General features: G+C 49.2%; 13 protein-coding genes. 11 read left to right on the top strand and 2 right to left on the bottom strand.

Features of this window, described 5'->3' with window-relative positions; translation table 11 throughout:
- The first annotated feature begins 1 nt into the window (after position 1).
- From EYB30_RS03810 to EYB30_RS03860, 11 genes are all read left to right on the top strand, one after another.
- A complete protein-coding gene (locus EYB30_RS03810) occupies positions 2–1,207 on the top strand; it encodes an NADH:ubiquinone reductase (Na(+)-transporting) subunit B (protein ID WP_166837260.1) in 1,206 nt (401 codons plus the stop codon).
- Positions 1,200–1,985: a Na(+)-translocating NADH-quinone reductase subunit C gene (locus tag EYB30_RS03815; RefSeq protein ID WP_166837263.1), complete on the top strand. Its 786-nt coding sequence runs from the start codon at positions 1,200–1,202 to the stop codon at positions 1,983–1,985. Before EYB30_RS03810 ends, EYB30_RS03815 begins: the two co-directional genes overlap by 8 nt.
- Positions 1,978–2,607 carry an NADH:ubiquinone reductase (Na(+)-transporting) subunit D gene (locus EYB30_RS03820; RefSeq protein WP_166837266.1) on the top strand — a complete coding sequence of 210 codons (630 nt, stop codon included), beginning with the start codon at positions 1,978–1,980 and terminating at the stop codon, positions 2,605–2,607. Before EYB30_RS03815 ends, EYB30_RS03820 begins: the two co-directional genes overlap by 8 nt.
- A 10-nt stretch (positions 2,608–2,617) precedes the next feature.
- Positions 2,618–3,226, top strand: coding sequence for an NADH:ubiquinone reductase (Na(+)-transporting) subunit E (gene nqrE, locus EYB30_RS03825; protein WP_166837269.1), 609 nt, complete (start codon positions 2,618–2,620; stop codon positions 3,224–3,226).
- An 18-nt stretch (positions 3,227–3,244) separates the two neighbouring features.
- On the top strand, positions 3,245–4,477 hold the full coding sequence (gene nqrF, locus EYB30_RS03830; RefSeq protein ID WP_166837272.1) for an NADH:ubiquinone reductase (Na(+)-transporting) subunit F: 1,233 nt from the start codon (positions 3,245–3,247) through the stop codon (positions 4,475–4,477).
- Positions 4,478–4,536: 59 nt separating this feature from the next.
- Positions 4,537–5,562 (top strand): FAD:protein FMN transferase, encoded by a 1,026-nt coding sequence (locus EYB30_RS03835; RefSeq protein ID WP_166837274.1) that lies wholly within the window; start codon positions 4,537–4,539, stop codon positions 5,560–5,562.
- A gap of 10 nt (positions 5,563–5,572) precedes the next feature.
- Positions 5,573–5,785, top strand: coding sequence for a (Na+)-NQR maturation NqrM (gene nqrM / locus EYB30_RS03840; RefSeq protein WP_166837276.1), 213 nt, complete (start codon positions 5,573–5,575; stop codon positions 5,783–5,785).
- 78 nt (positions 5,786–5,863) lie between these two features.
- Positions 5,864–7,153: an NCS2 family permease gene (locus EYB30_RS03845; RefSeq protein WP_166837278.1), complete on the top strand. Its 1,290-nt coding sequence runs from the start codon at positions 5,864–5,866 to the stop codon at positions 7,151–7,153.
- A gap of 5 nt (positions 7,154–7,158) precedes the next feature.
- The gene (locus EYB30_RS03850; RefSeq protein WP_166837280.1) at positions 7,159–8,016 is read left to right on the top strand and encodes an MBL fold metallo-hydrolase; all 858 of its coding nucleotides are present in this window, start codon (positions 7,159–7,161) and stop codon (positions 8,014–8,016) included.
- Between the two features lie 114 nt (positions 8,017–8,130).
- Positions 8,131–10,743 (top strand): HAMP domain-containing hybrid sensor histidine kinase/response regulator, encoded by a 2,613-nt coding sequence (locus EYB30_RS03855; RefSeq protein WP_241697958.1) that lies wholly within the window; start codon positions 8,131–8,133, stop codon positions 10,741–10,743.
- 30 nt (positions 10,744–10,773) lie between these two features.
- Entirely contained in the window at positions 10,774–11,616 is an 843-nt protein-coding gene (locus tag EYB30_RS03860) for an HDOD domain-containing protein (protein ID WP_166837284.1), read from the top strand.
- A 10-nt stretch (positions 11,617–11,626) separates the two neighbouring features.
- On the opposite strand, the gene EYB30_RS03865 is transcribed toward EYB30_RS03860, so the two are convergent.
- Together EYB30_RS03865 and EYB30_RS03870 are read right to left on the bottom strand one after the other, a co-directional pair.
- Entirely contained in the window at positions 11,627–12,526 is a 900-nt protein-coding gene (locus tag EYB30_RS03865) for a recombination-associated protein RdgC (RefSeq protein WP_166837286.1), read from the bottom strand.
- A gap of 44 nt (positions 12,527–12,570) precedes the next feature.
- A complete protein-coding gene (locus EYB30_RS03870) occupies positions 12,571–14,319 on the bottom strand; it encodes a sensor histidine kinase (RefSeq protein WP_166837288.1) in 1,749 nt (582 codons plus the stop codon).
- Positions 14,320–14,386: the final 67 nt, after the last annotated feature.

The raw sequence follows: 14,386 nt of genomic DNA on the forward strand, positions 1-14,386 counted from the left end.
CATGAGTTTAAAGCATTTTTTAGAGCGCATTGAGCCGTCATTCGAAAAAGGCGGCAAGTACGAAAAGTGGTATGCGCTGTATGAAGCCGTCGCCACTGTGCTGTACACCCCAGGTCTGGTAACGAAAAACGGTACGCACGTACGTGACAGTATCGACTTAAAACGTATCATGATCTTTGTTTGGCTGGCGCTGTTTCCGGCGTTGTTCTTCGGTATGTACAATATCGGCCATCAGGCGGTTATTGCGCTGCAGGCCGGTTTTGGTACGCCCGATACCTGGCAGGTAGCTATTTATCAGGCCTTGGGGGGGAACTTAACCGCTGACTCTGGCTGGGGCAGTAAGATGTGGTACGGTGCCGTTTGGTTCCTGCCTATTTATGCTGTTACCTTTATTGTGGGTGGTTTTTGGGAAGTGCTGTTTGCCTCAGTGCGTAAGCACGAAGTCAACGAAGGCTTCTTTGTCAGTTCAATCCTGTTTGCACTCATTCTGCCGGCCACTATTCCGCTGTGGCAGGTTGCCCTGGGTATTACCTTTGGTGTCGTCGTCGCCAAGGAAGTATTTGGCGGTACTGGCCGTAACTTCTTAAACCCGGCATTAGCTGGCCGCGCGTTTTTATTCTTTGCTTACCCGGCACAAATTTCCGGTGACGCAGTGTGGACTGTTGCTGATGGCTACTCTGGCGCTACCTGGCTGAGCAAAGCCGCGTCAGGTGATTTAGATTATTCTGCCAATATGCAGCTGTGGTGGGACGCCTTCTACGGTTTTATCCCGGGTTCTGTCGGTGAAACCTCAGTACTGGCGCTATTAATTGGTGGTTTAGCACTGATTTATTTCCGTATTGCGTCATGGCGCATTGTTGCTGGTGTGATGGTGGGGATGGTGTTGACCGCTTACCTGTTTAACGCCATTGGCTCAGAGTCTAATGCGATGTTTGCTATGCCGTGGCACTGGCACCTGGTGTTGGGTGGTTTTGCTATTGGTATGTTCTTCATGGCAACCGATCCGGTATCGGCTTCATTTACCAACCAGGGTAAATGGGCATATGGTATTTTAATTGGCTTTATGGTGGTGATGATCCGTGTGGCTAACCCGGCATATCCTGAAGGGATGATGTTAGCAATACTGTTCGCGAACCTGTTTGCGCCATTGTTCGATTTCTTCGTGGCTCAGGCCAATATCAAGCGGAGGCTGGCACGTAATGTCTAGTAATAACGATAGCATCAGCAAAACGCTGATCGTAGTCATCTCTTTATGTTTAGTCTGTGCAGTTATTGTATCAACTGCGGCAGTACAGTTACGGCCGCAGCAAAAGGCCAATAAACTGCTCGACTCACAGAAAAACGTGCTGGCGGTTACCGGTTTGCTTGGCGGTGGTAATATCGCTGAGTTGTATAGCAAGCACATTCAGGAACGCTTTGTTGATCTGGACAGTGGTGAATTTGTCGAAAAGCCGGCAAATTATGATTACCGCAAGTTTATGAAAGATCCTAAAGAAAGTGTGCGTTTATCTGCTGATGAAGACCTGGCATCAATTAAAACACGCGCGAACATTGCACCGGTTTATCTGGCGTATAACAACGGCGTAGAGTCCGGGGAGCTATCTGCAATAGTGTTGCCAATCCATGGTTATGGTTTATGGTCTACTATGCATGCGTTTTTGGCTTTAGGCGCTGATGGCACGACGATAAAAGGTGTCAATTACTACGAGCAAGGCGAAACTGCGGGCTTGGGTGGCGAAGTACAAAACCCGAAATGGGTCGCACAGTTTGAAGGTAAGAAATTACTGGATGCCTCTGGTGAGCCTGCCATTAAAGTGGTTAAACCGGGTAATGCTGCTGCGGATTCTGCCTTTGAAGTCGATGGTTTATCCGGCGCGACGTTAACCAGTAATGGCGTGCAATACACATTTGATTTTTGGGCAGGTGCTAAGGGTTTTGCCCCGTTCCTGGCTAAAGTGCGAGATGGAGCATTAAACAATGGCTAATGCAAAAGAAATTAAAACCGTTCTGTTTGGGCCGGTATTCGCCAATAACCCTATCGCTTTGCAGGTACTGGGTATCTGTTCAGCGTTGGCGGTAACCACCAAAATGGATAAAGCGCTGGTAATGTGTATTGCACTTACCCTGGTAACCGCGTTTTCTAACTTCTTTATTTCGTTAATTCGTAACCATATTCCGTCCAGCGTACGGATTATTGTGCAGATGACCATTATCGCCTCGCTGGTAATAGTGGTTGATCAGATATTAAAAGCTTACGCCTATGACGTCGCTAAAGAGCTGTCGGTATTTGTTGGTCTTATTATTACCAACTGTATTGTAATGGGTCGCGCCGAAGCTTTCGCTATGAAAAGCAAGCCAGGGATCAGCTTCCTCGATGGTATCGGCAACGGCTTAGGTTATAGCGTGGTACTGATGACCGTCGCCTTTATTCGTGAACTGGGTGGTTCAGGCACAGTGTTTGGCGTTGAAGTTATGCCATTGGTAAAAGACGGTGGCTGGTATCAGCCGATGGGCTTACTGTTAATGCCACCAAGTGCCTTTATCATTATTGCCGGCTTTATCTGGATACTGCGCACCTTCCGTACTGAACAAGTCGAGAAGGCATAAGGAGCGATAGATGGAACATTATTTAAGCTTATTTATCCGCGCAGTGTTTATTGAAAACCTGGCGCTGTCATTCTTCCTCGGTATGTGTACCTTTTTGGCGGTATCAAAAAAGGTCACCACGGCCTTTGGCCTGGGCGTTGCGGTTATCGTGGTGCTGGGTATTTCAGTACCGGTCAATAACCTGGTATATCAGAACCTGCTGGCACCGGGTGCCTTGGCCTGGGCTGGATTTCCTGAAGCCGATTTAAGCTTTCTGGGCTTTTTAACCTATATCGGTGTTATTGCCGCTTTGGTACAAATTCTGGAGATGGCTTTAGACAAATTTTTCCCGGCGCTATACAACGCTCTGGGTATCTTCCTGCCACTGATTACCGTGAACTGCGCTATTTTCGGTGCGGTGTCCTTTATGGTAGAGCGTGACTATAACTTTGGCGAAAGTGTCGTATTCGGCCTCGGCAGCGGTATAGGTTGGGCACTGGCAATTACCTTGCTGGCTGCCGTACGTGAGAAGTTAAAGTACGCAGATATTCCGCACGGTTTACGTGGTCTGGGTATTACCTTCTTGGTAGTGGGTTTGATGGGCTTTGGCTTTATGTCATTCTCTGGTGTATCACTGTAAGAGGTAAGGGAACTCAAGATGGAAAATATAGATATTGTTCTTGGCGTTGCCATGTTTACTCTGGTGGTACTGGCCTTAGTGGTCATTATCCTGGTAGCCAAGTCTAAGCTGGTTGCTTCAGGTGACATTACCATCAGTATCAACGGTGATCCAAGCAAAGCAATTAAAACCAAAGCTGGCGGTAAGCTGCTGGGTGCGCTGGCTGACAACGGTATTTTCTTATCGTCAGCCTGTGGTGGTGGTGGCTCTTGCGGCCAATGCCGGGTGCATGTAAAAGCCGGTGGCGGTGAGATACTGCCTACCGAGCTTGGCCATATCACTAAAGGTGAAGCCCGCGAAGGCTGCCGCTTGTCTTGTCAGGTTAACGTAAAGTCAGACATGGAAATTGAAGTTGAAGAGGAAATCTTCGGCATCAAGAAATGGGACTGTACTGTTATTTCTAATGATAACAAAGCCACCTTTATTAAAGAGCTGAAACTGCAAATTCCTGATGGTGAATCAGTGCCGTTCCGCGCTGGCGGTTATATTCAGATCGAAGCACCGGCACACCATGTGAAGTACAAGGATTTTGATATCCCTGAGCAGTTCCGTGGTGACTGGGAACGGTTTAACTTCTTTAGCCTGGAGTCAAAAGTAGACGAGGAGACCATCCGCGCTTACTCAATGGCGAACTATCCGGAAGAAGAAGGCATTATTATGCTGAACGTGCGTATTGCTACGCCACCGCCAAATAATCTGAGCTTGCCATGCGGTAAAATGTCATCCTTTATCTGGAGCCTGAAAGAAGGCGATAAAGTGACAATTTCTGGCCCATTCGGTGAGTTTTTCGCCAAAGATACCGATGCCGAGATGGTATTTATCGGTGGTGGTGCTGGTATGGCGCCAATGCGCTCGCACATTTTTGACCAGCTGCGCCGGTTAAAATCGAAGCGTAAAATTACCTTCTGGTACGGTGCCCGCTCTAAGCGCGAAATGTTCTATGTTGAAGACTTCGACATGCTGGCGGCAGAAAATGATAACTTTGAGTGGCATGTTGCGCTGTCAGACCCTCAACCAGAGGATAACTGGACAGGCTACACTGGTTTTATTCATAACGTTATTTATGAAAATTACCTGAAAAACCACAAAGCACCGGAAGACTGCGAGTTTTATATGTGCGGTCCGCCGATGATGAACAAAGCGGTTATCAATATGCTGAAAGATCTCGGTGTAGAAGATGACAATATTCTGTTAGATGACTTCGGTGGCTAACAGTGAGATAAACCGCAGGGGCGCCTAACAGGCTGCCCCTGCTGCTATCAGGAACTACTATGTACGTTGTTTCTTTCCTGAAAACCTGGCTGGCACTTAGTGTGCTGGCCATTTTAGTTTCTTGCAGCCCGGCCAAGCCAGTCAACGAGCAATATCAGCTTAACGGCAATACCATGGGCACTTATTACGTTGTTAAGTTTTACAGCAGCGATGCGCCTGATCTGCACGAGTTGCAGCAGCAAATTGATGCTGAGCTGGAGTTGGTTAATGACTTAATGTCAACTTACCGGCCAGACTCTGAGCTGATGCGCTTTAACCGTCATGCTGATAACACTGCTTTTACGCTATCGGCGCAAACCCGTACTGTGGTTGCTGAAGCGCTGCGTATTGCTGAGCAAACCCAGGGCGTACTCGATGTTACCGTCGGCCCCTTGGTCGAGTTGTGGGGGTTTGGTGCCCGTGGCCGTATTGAACAGGCGCCGTCGGATACCGATATCGCCAATACTCGGGCGGTGGTAGGCTATGACAAACTGACCCTGACAGACAACCAACTGACTAAGTCAGTTGCTGCTTTGGCTGTTGACTTATCCACTATTGCCAAAGGTTTTGGTGTTGATCAGGTTGCCGCGATACTGGAACGGCAGGGCATTATTAATTACCTGGTAGAGATTGGCGGCGAGATGCGGCTGAAGGGCACTAAGCCGGATAACCAACCTTGGAAGATTGCCATCGAAAAGCCGGTAACGACAGAGCGTGCAGTGCAACGCATTTTAGCGCCTGGCGATATGGGAGTGGCAACGTCGGGTGACTATCGTAATTACTTTGAAGAAGACGGTGTGCGCTACTCGCACCTGCTCGACCCCCGTACCGGTAAACCCATTACCAATCGCACCGTTTCTGTAACAGTGTTGCATCCTTCCTGTATGACAGCCGACGGTTATGCTACGGCACTGAATGTAATGGACGCACAGGCTGCTATGCAATTTGCCGAACAGCATCAGCTGGCCGTATTATTAGTGCTGAAGACTGATGAAGGCTTTAGCGAGCTAACGTCCAGTGCTTTTAAACCTTACCTAACCGAATAGCGGAGTAGATATGACAATTTTCTTGTTAACTTTCGGTTTGTTTTTGCTGGTCGTTGTGGCCATGGCCGTTGGCTATTTAGTGCAGCGTAAGACCATTGCCGGTAGCTGTGGTGGCCTGGGTGAAATGGGTATTGAAAAAGCCTGTGACTGCGACAAGCCGTGTGAAAAGCGGCAAAAACGGCTGGATAAAGAGAAGTTCTGGCAGCAGAATAAAATTATCTGAGTGATGTTAATTGCGAAGATGAGTGCATTGATTAAAGCTGGCTGAGTGCCAGCTTTTTACATTTTCAGGAGTAGGGTGTTGTTGGATAAAATTTTTGCCTTGCGTGAACGTAATACAACGGCAATGCGCGAAGCGATGGCCGGCTTAACCACTTTTATGGCGATGTCATACGTGCTGTTTGTTAACCCGGCGATGCTGGCACAAACCGGCATGGATCAGGGCGCCGTTTTTGTCGCCACTTGTCTGGCGGCGGCTTTGGGTTGTTTGCTGATGGGGTTTTTAGCCAATTTGCCGGTAGCACTGGCACCGGGCATGGGACTCAATGCGTTTTTCAGCTATGTCATAGTGCTGGAGCAGGGCCATAGCTGGCAAACCGCACTCGCCTGTGTGTTTTTCTCCGGTTGCCTGTTTTTATTACTTAGCCTGTTTAAAGTGCGGGAATGGATTATCAATAGCATACCGCTACCACTGAAAATGGGTATTGCCGCCGGTATCGGTATGTTTCTGGCGCTGATTGCGCTGAAAACTGCCAATATTATTGTTGCCAGCCCGGCTACATTAGTGACGCTGGGCGACTTGCATAGCCCGCAGGTTGTATTGGCGCTCATTGGTTTTTTTATTATTTTTGCTCTGGCACACCGCGGCTGGCATGCCGCGGTGTTGGTGAGTATGTTGCTGGTAACGGCCGCAGCCTGGTATCTGGGCGACGTGCAGTTTAGCGGTATAGTCGCGATGCCACCGTCGTTAACGCCTACCTTTATGCAGTTGGATTTTGCTGCCGCGCTGCAGCTTAGTATGTTACCGGTAATTTTAAGCCTGTTGTTTCTCGACTTGTTTGACACCTCCGGTACGCTGGTGGCGGTAAGCCATAAAGCCGGCTTAATGCAAAAAGATGGCTCAGTACCGGATTTAAGTAAGGCACTGATTGCCGACAGCGGTGCCAGCATTGCAGGCGCTATCCTGGGTACTTCTACCACCACCAGTTATGTCGAGAGTACCAGTGGTGTGGCGGCAGGTGGCCGCACCGGCCTGATGGCGGTGGTTACCGGGGGGCTTTTTTTGGTGGCGCTGTGGTTTTCCCCATTGGCGGCTATGGTGCCGGCGTACGCTACAGCAGGCGCTTTGCTGTATGTTGCCACTTTGATGCTGGCAAGTTTGCAGCATGTGGCCTGGGATGATGTGATCCAGGCGGTCCCGGTGTCCGTTGTATTAATTATGATGCCGCTGACGTTCTCTATCTCTGACGGTATCGGCATGGGGTTTATCAGTTATGCTGTGCTATGTTTAGTGACCGGCAAGCTGGAACGCACAACGCTGAGTGTCTGGGGATTAACACTGGTGTTTCTGGCCAAATTTATCTGGGGTTAAACTGAATGAAATTAAGACTTTTTACTATGCTGGCGTTGCTGCTAACGGTAATGCCGCTTCAGGCTGATCGCTTTAAAGACGTACAGGTGCAACACACTGAACTGGCACAGGATCTGTATATGTTAACCGGTGCCGGTGGCAATATGGCTACGGTCATTGCCGGTGATAAAGTGCTGCTGGTTGACAGCCAGTACGCTGAGCTGGCGGATAAAATAAAAGCTAAGCTGAGCGAGCTAGGCGCTAAAGCCGGGGTAACGACGCTGGTCAATACGCATCTGCATGGCGATCATGTTGGCGGTAACAGCCAATTAGCTGGCGGTGTAGATATTATTGCTCATCACAATGTGCTCAGCCGGTTGGCGCAGGATAGCAAGTTCCCGCGTAATGGTTTACCTAACATCACATTTAAACAGCAGCTTAAGTTTACTCTGGGCGGCCAGACCATCAGGCTGGACTATCTGCCACCCAGTCATACCGACGGTGATATCGTGGTGTGGTTTGAACAGGCCAATGTGGTGCACTTTGGCGACTTGTTGTTTGAGGGCCGCTTTCCGTTTATCGATACTAACAATGGCGGCTCAGTCAAAGGTTATATCGACAACACCCAAACATTGCTTGGTATGCTGAACGAGCAGACTAAAGTTATCCCGGGGCATGGTCAGTTGACAGACAAAGCCGGGGTACAGCGCTCACTGGATATGATGCAAGCTACCCTGGCGATAGTGCAGGGCTATAAAGCGGCGGGTTTAACAGAGCAGCAAGCCATTGAAAAAGGCCTGGGGCCTCAGTGGCAAAGTTGGCACTGGAACTTTATTACCGAGCAGCGCTGGATAAAAACTTTGTATCATGCCGATGTAAACTAGTACTTGTCGCCTGCTATGGTGCTGGTTATGCTGTAACACACAATAAATCTGCGGGGCTTTGCCCTGCTGCAGCGCAGGACAAGGATGAGGCTACGCGAGACCCTAGTTGCATATATGCTGCCATTACTGGTGTTGCCGGTAATGGCCTTTGGTTATCTGGCATATCAGTTCAGTCAGCAGTACTGGCAGCAGCAAGCTTATTATCAGGCGGAAAAAGCGTTAAGTCAGCAGCAACTGACGCTGACGTCGTTTTTACAAATGCAGCAGACCCGGTTGGCGATGCTGGCGCAAAGCCCGGTGTTACAACAGCATATTCAGCAACCGGACCAGACTACGTTACAGGCGGTGCAGCGCCAGTTTAGCCAGTTTTCAGCGGACGACCGTCAGATAGTGTCCATTAAGCTGCTTAATTTAAACGGTGATTATGAGCTGCAATTGCCGCATCGGGCCGAATATTCATCCGTGCCAAACCGCTTTCGCAACGAATATTTCTCGTCATTACAGGCTCAGGTGGATGAAGCCAGCTATTTTCTGGCACCAGACACTGACAGCAAAAACCAACAGTTGTTTTTCGCCCATAAGCTGTATGCCGGTGCCGTGACCGAATCACGCCGTTTATGGGGCTATTTGGTGGTCGTGGTCAGTCCGTCAATTTTGGCTGAGGTGGTCAGTTATCGCCATACGCCAAACAGCGTTACCTTGCTGATCAGCAAAGCCGCAGCGATCACCTATGCGGATAATCCGGTATTGATCGGCAGCGCTTTTGCGCCGACAAACTTCAGGGCAATACAACAAAGTATTGATGCAAAGCAGTTTAATGATGTGATCTTACTGGGACAACCGCGGCTACTGCTGGGTAAAAGCCTGCCCGGCGCCTATCAGTTGCTGTATGGTGTGGATGAGCATGAGTTGCTGGCGCAGCAACGCAGCTTGTCGCTGGTGATCTTATTACTGACGCTGCTGATGTGTTTTATCCTGCCGCTACTGGTGTACTGGTTATTGATCCGTAATGTATTTGAGCCAATCAAGCAGCTGACGGCGGCGAAAACCGCGGTGGGACGCGGTGATTTATCGACATTACTGGAAGTGACAAAACAGGATGAGCTTGGCGACATGTTTGCCGCTTTTAATGTGATGGTGCGTCAGCTTAGGGTTTATCGCGAACGGGAGCGCGCTTATAAACAGCAACTGGAAGACAAAGTATTGCGCCGTACGCAGGATCTGGCGCGCGCCAATGACGATTTGGCTGCCGCTAACCAGGAGTTGATCCTGGCGCGGGAGGCCGCAGAGCAGGCGAACCGGCTAAGAAGCGTGTTTCTGGCTAACATGAGCCACGAGATCCGTACGCCACTAACTGCCATCATTGGCTTTTCCGAGCAGGCGCTTAGTGAGCATGAACCGCAAAAACTACAGAATTATCTGCAGCGGGTGTTGAAAAGCGGAGATCATTTATTAGGCCTTATCAATGACATTCTTGATTTATCAAAAATTGAAGCCGAAAAACTGGAGTTAAACTACGAAGCGTTTGATGTTCTAAGCTTGCTCGACGATATTTTTCTGCTTACCCGCAGTCAGGCTGAAGCGAAAGGTCTGCAATGTCTACTGGAGCTGAATTTTCCATTGCCGCGACAGTTATACAATGATGCGCTACGCTTTCGTCAGGTGCTGCTCAATCTTACCAGTAACTCCGTTAAGTTTACTCAGAAAGGCAAAATTGTACTGAGTGTCAGTTTTGATGTGTTAACACAGCAACTGAGTATCAAAGTGAAAGACAGCGGTATTGGTATGACAACGGAAGAACTCAGCCGGATTTTCCAGCCATTTGTACAGGCCGATGCTACGGTTACCCGCCATTTTGGTGGTACCGGACTGGGCTTGTGTATATCGAAAAAGCTAATGCAGCAAATGAGTGGTGATATACGGGTAGAGAGCGTTAAAGGTATTGGCAGTTGTTTTGAGCTGCTGTTTGATTGCTCAGCGCAACAACCTGAACTGGTAGAGGGTTATAGCAAGTCGTCAGGGCAGTTAAGTGCTTTGCCAGAGCAGGCTGCCACGCAGCGTTTACATATTCTGGTGGCGGAAGACAATGCCGATAACCAGCTGTTGCTACAACTGATGTTGGAAAAAGCCAATGCCAGCTGTGTGCTGGTAGATAATGGCCATAAGGCGGTTGAACGGGCCTTGGCGGAAGATTTTGATCTTATTCTGATGGATATGCAAATGCCGTTGATGGGCGGGGAAGAAGCCACGCGCTTGATCCGACATGCAGGCATAGAGACACCGATTATTGCAGTAACCGCCAACGTGATGTCAGAAGATTTTGAACGCTACCGCCAGGCCGGCTGCCAGAGCTTGTTACCCAAACCGGTGATGCAGGCCGATTTGCTCAGCATTCTCAGCAAGTACGGTCAGGCCCGTGTTACTGATGCCGATAACCTGGCGCAGCAGCTGGAACAAGATCCGCAGATGCTGGCGTTAAAGCAGCAATTTAAAGCGCAATTACCGGCGCTGATAAGCGAATTGCAACAGTATTTTGCTGCAGAGCAGTGGCGTAGCCTGGCTTATGCCGCTCACAGTTTAAAAGGCAGCGCCGGCAGTATGGGGTATCCGGAGCTTACCGAGCTGGCGGGCGAGTTAGAACGCAGCGCCAACAACCAACAGCCAGATAGCTGTGCTGGCTTGTTAAGCCGGATGCAGCACATTATCGCCAGCGCCGATAAGCGTTAGGCAGAAATCGCCCGTCGTCAGAGGACAGTTATGTCAGCACAACAACGTCTGATCCAGCTTTTACAGTACAAAATTCAGCATGATCAGCTGTTGCTGCCGACCTTACCGGATATTGCGCTGAAGGTACGGCAGCGCTCAGCTGAGCCTGATATCAGTCTGGCTGATATGGCGGATGTGATTGCGCAGGACCCGGCATTAGCGGCCAGGATGATAAAAGTGGCGAACAGCGCCTATATGGGGCGCTCCATTAAAGTGACGACACTGAATCAGGCTGTTACTCGCATTGGTTTAAGTCAAATTCGCAATATTGCTATTGCTATGGCGCTGGAGCAGGTGTTTGTGTCTAAACATAAGCAGGTACAGCAACAACTGGATCGGCTATGGCAAAGCAGTGTGCAAACGGCCTGCAGCGCCATGGCTTGCCTGGCGTACTATCAGGCCAGAGAAGCGCGCAGCGGCTTGAATAAAGATGTGCTGTGTTTAATGGCGTTGCTACATAATATTGGCGCTTTACCGATTTTGAGCGAAGCCGAGCGCGAAAGCGAGTTGTTAGGCGATCCACGTTTTTTAATGCATCTGACGACCGATTTAGCCACTGAGGTTAGCCTGAGGATCTTGTTTGCCTGGGGCTTTCCGGAAGAATTTCATCAGGTAGCGCAGCGCTGGCAAAAATTGCAGCCGGAAACACCAGGCCCTGGCTATGCTGATTTTATCCGTCTGGCGCTGATTGCCGCTGACGGATACCAAGACAAAGCACGGCAGCAGCGGCTGGTAGAATATTATGTAAAAGCACAGCTGGTACCACAGGTGGAATTTATGCAGCATCCTGATATCGCTAAGGTGTACCAGGATGTGCAGAGCGTGTTTCGCTAACCGTTTCCTGTCAGGCGGTTTCGCTCAGCTGCTGGCTGATACTGAGCAAAGCGCTATTTAATGCTGTCGCCATCAGTAATAAGTCAGCATCGAGACGGGCGCTTAAGTCTTCCCAGCCCAGCTCATCATTCTGGCCGGTAAGCAGATCATGAAACTTCAAGCGCTTGACCGCACCATCGTCGGTAATGGCACAGGATAATGCGTCAGGCCGTTCCAGGCTGATACTGGTAACCAGTTTATCCTGCAGGTGGCTTTGCACTTCATCAGCGCTAAGCAGATGATTGCTGAATTTCACTTTAGCACCTTCCTCATCCGGTGCTTTTAACTCAGCATCACTGCCCAGGTTAAAGCCCGCTGGCAGCGCCTGGTTTTGCAACCATAGCTGTAAATGGCTATTCAGTTTATGGTTGTCCAGCCAGGGCAGGGCCGGCAACGAGCCCAGGGCTTTGCGTAGCAAGGCCAACACATCTTCCGCTTTGCCGGCACTGCCACTGTTGATCACCAGCCATTGATTGTCGGCATCATAATAACCCTGAGTTAAAGATGAACGGCTAAACGCGCGTGGCAGCAGGCTTAGCTGCAGCTCTTCTTTCAGGCTTTGTTTTTCTTTACGGCTAAGTGGCCGGCCTTTTTCCTGCTCCATCGCCTCTAACCGCGGCTGCATCTCCTCGTTGATCACCGCTGCCGGCAGAATTTTTTCCTGGCGTTTAACAGCGAAAAACAACAGATGCTGACAGGCATGACAATACTGCTTAATGCTGGGGTGCAATGGAAAACTAAAGCCGGATCTGACAGCTTCCTGTGCGGTTAACGGGGTAAATTTAAATTCTGCCAGCGCCTGCTCCCAGACGCTGATATCAGTGCTTAGCGGCGCGCTAAGCTTGTATACTCGAACATTTTTAAACCACATAATTCACTCAAATCGAAAAGTTCGGGCCGGCAGTATAACGTGGATCAGGCCGATATTTTCAGATTTTTTGGAAAGCAGATATGGTAATGCAAACCTTTACCCGGCTCACTGCTGACACTAATGCTGCCGCCCAGCGTCTGACGCACCAGATTGTAAGTTATGTGAGTACCCAGGCCGCTGCCGCCCTGATCGCGTTTGGTGGTAAAGAACGGATGAAACAGTTTGCTCAGTTGCTCCTGGTTTAACCCTTTGCCGTTATCACTGTATTTAATGTCGACGTTATCTTCTTCATCCAGTACGGTAATGCGGATAAGGCCAGCCTCGATGTCTTCAAAACCGTGGATCAATGAGTTCATCAGCAAATTGGTAAAAATTTGTGAGATAGCGCCGGCCGGACAGCTCAGCATAATATTGTCCGGGCAGTTAACTTCAATTTGATGCTGCGTTTTTTTAAAGTTCGGCTGCAAAGAGCGGATCACCTCGTGCAGGTAGTCTGCCAGATTAATCGTTCTGACCGCTTCACTGGTTTGATCGACGGCAATTTGTTTAAAGCTGGCAATCAGCTCAGATGCGCGGATCAGGTTAGATTGCAGCAGTTCAGTACCCTGGGAGGCCTCTTCAATAAAGTGTTCCAGTGTTTTCGGGGTCAGGGTCTTATCTTTATATTCCTGGGCCAGGGTTTGCAGCTTTTCCGCCAAAAAGCTGGTGGCCGTAACACCAATACCGACAGGGGTATTCACTTCATGCGTTATACCGGCCACCAAGCCCCCTAAGGCCGCCATTTTTTCTGATTGTACCAAGCGGTCTTGCGCCTGTTTTAGATCATCAACAATGTTTTCCAGTTCAGTTTGCTTACCGCGTAACGCATCTTCGGTATGGCGCCGGCGTTCTATTTCTTCACGCAGGCTTTGTTGTTTTACTTCAAGCTCTTGCTTTTGTTGTTGTAAATCCATCATGGCCTGGCTTAAACCGGAGGTTTTGCGCGCCACTTCCTGCTCCAGCATCAGGTTTTGTTGGTCCAGTTTTTCATTGGAGAGCATCAGTTGCTTTTGTGTGGTCTCCAACTGCGTTTTGTAATCCTGAACCCGGCTAATCAAACGGTTAAAGGCATCGGCCATGACGGTCAGTTCGGATGTTTCCGCATGTTGGATCTCAACTTTAGCGCCTTCAAGCTGATCCAGCTCCAAATCTTCAATCTGTTGTGTCAGCTCGGTAAGCGGCAGCGTAAGCTGCTGGCGGAACGCCATTAAAAACAAAATAATTAAAAAAGTGGTTTTTAACATGGCATTACCAACCAGAAAATAAATGCCAACTTTTATCCTGTCGATCACCACAGCGCGGCTGGAAAACAAGGTGACATCCCCTACCTGGGTCGCGCGGCCGGAAAACTCAAAGATCAATGGAAAGGTATAGCCAAAAATGCCGGATTGCTGCTCCGTTAAACGCACGCCTTCACGCACCAGTTGTGTGCTGAAACGTTCCTGAATATTAATGTATAAACCCAGTTGCGTAATAACGGCGCCACTGTCGTCGCGCACTATAATGCCTTCAATAGTAGGGATCGCCAGTAAACCGTCGGCAATAATCATTGCCTGTTGCGTATTGAGCTCCCAAATAGCCCGGGTCAGACTGCCGGAAAAGGTTTGCTGCAGGGTTTCCAGTTCGCCGTTAATATGGCTTTTAGTATTAAAATACTCTGCAACAATTTGCCCCAATGTCACCACTAATGTCAGAATAAAATAGACTGACAATACCTTGGTTAACAGCTTACGGGATAAGCTTTTATGCTGCATGGAAGAACCTTGTATGGCAAAGATTTTATTGGTGTTATCACACTACCATAACCAATAACCGACAGTT

Source organism: Rheinheimera pleomorphica, from assembly GCF_011634895.1.
In the GTDB taxonomy this organism is placed as follows: Bacteria; Pseudomonadota; Gammaproteobacteria; order Enterobacterales; family Alteromonadaceae; genus Alishewanella; species Alishewanella pleomorphica.

What these genes read in the sequence shown, in the direction of transcription:
- EYB30_RS03810 (WP_166837260.1), top strand. Translation starts at nt 2, where the DNA reads ATGAGTTTAAAGCATTTTTTAGAGCGCATTGAGCCGTCATTCGAAAAA.
- EYB30_RS03815 (WP_166837263.1), top strand. Translation starts at nt 1,200, where the DNA reads ATGTCTAGTAATAACGATAGCATCAGCAAAACGCTGATCGTAGTCATC.
- EYB30_RS03820 (WP_166837266.1), top strand. Translation starts at nt 1,978, where the DNA reads ATGGCTAATGCAAAAGAAATTAAAACCGTTCTGTTTGGGCCGGTATTC.
- nqrE (WP_166837269.1), top strand. Translation starts at nt 2,618, where the DNA reads ATGGAACATTATTTAAGCTTATTTATCCGCGCAGTGTTTATTGAAAAC.
- nqrF (WP_166837272.1), top strand. Translation starts at nt 3,245, where the DNA reads ATGGAAAATATAGATATTGTTCTTGGCGTTGCCATGTTTACTCTGGTG.
- EYB30_RS03835 (WP_166837274.1), top strand. Translation starts at nt 4,537, where the DNA reads ATGTACGTTGTTTCTTTCCTGAAAACCTGGCTGGCACTTAGTGTGCTG.
- nqrM (WP_166837276.1), top strand. Translation starts at nt 5,573, where the DNA reads ATGACAATTTTCTTGTTAACTTTCGGTTTGTTTTTGCTGGTCGTTGTG.
- EYB30_RS03850 (WP_166837280.1), top strand. Translation starts at nt 7,159, where the DNA reads ATGAAATTAAGACTTTTTACTATGCTGGCGTTGCTGCTAACGGTAATG.
- EYB30_RS03855 (WP_241697958.1), top strand. Translation starts at nt 8,131, where the DNA reads ATGCTGCCATTACTGGTGTTGCCGGTAATGGCCTTTGGTTATCTGGCA.
- EYB30_RS03860 (WP_166837284.1), top strand. Translation starts at nt 10,774, where the DNA reads ATGTCAGCACAACAACGTCTGATCCAGCTTTTACAGTACAAAATTCAG.
- EYB30_RS03865 (WP_166837286.1), bottom strand. Translation starts at nt 12,526, where the DNA reads ATGTGGTTTAAAAATGTTCGAGTATACAAGCTTAGCGCGCCGCTAAGC.
- EYB30_RS03870 (WP_166837288.1), bottom strand. Translation starts at nt 14,319, where the DNA reads ATGCAGCATAAAAGCTTATCCCGTAAGCTGTTAACCAAGGTATTGTCA.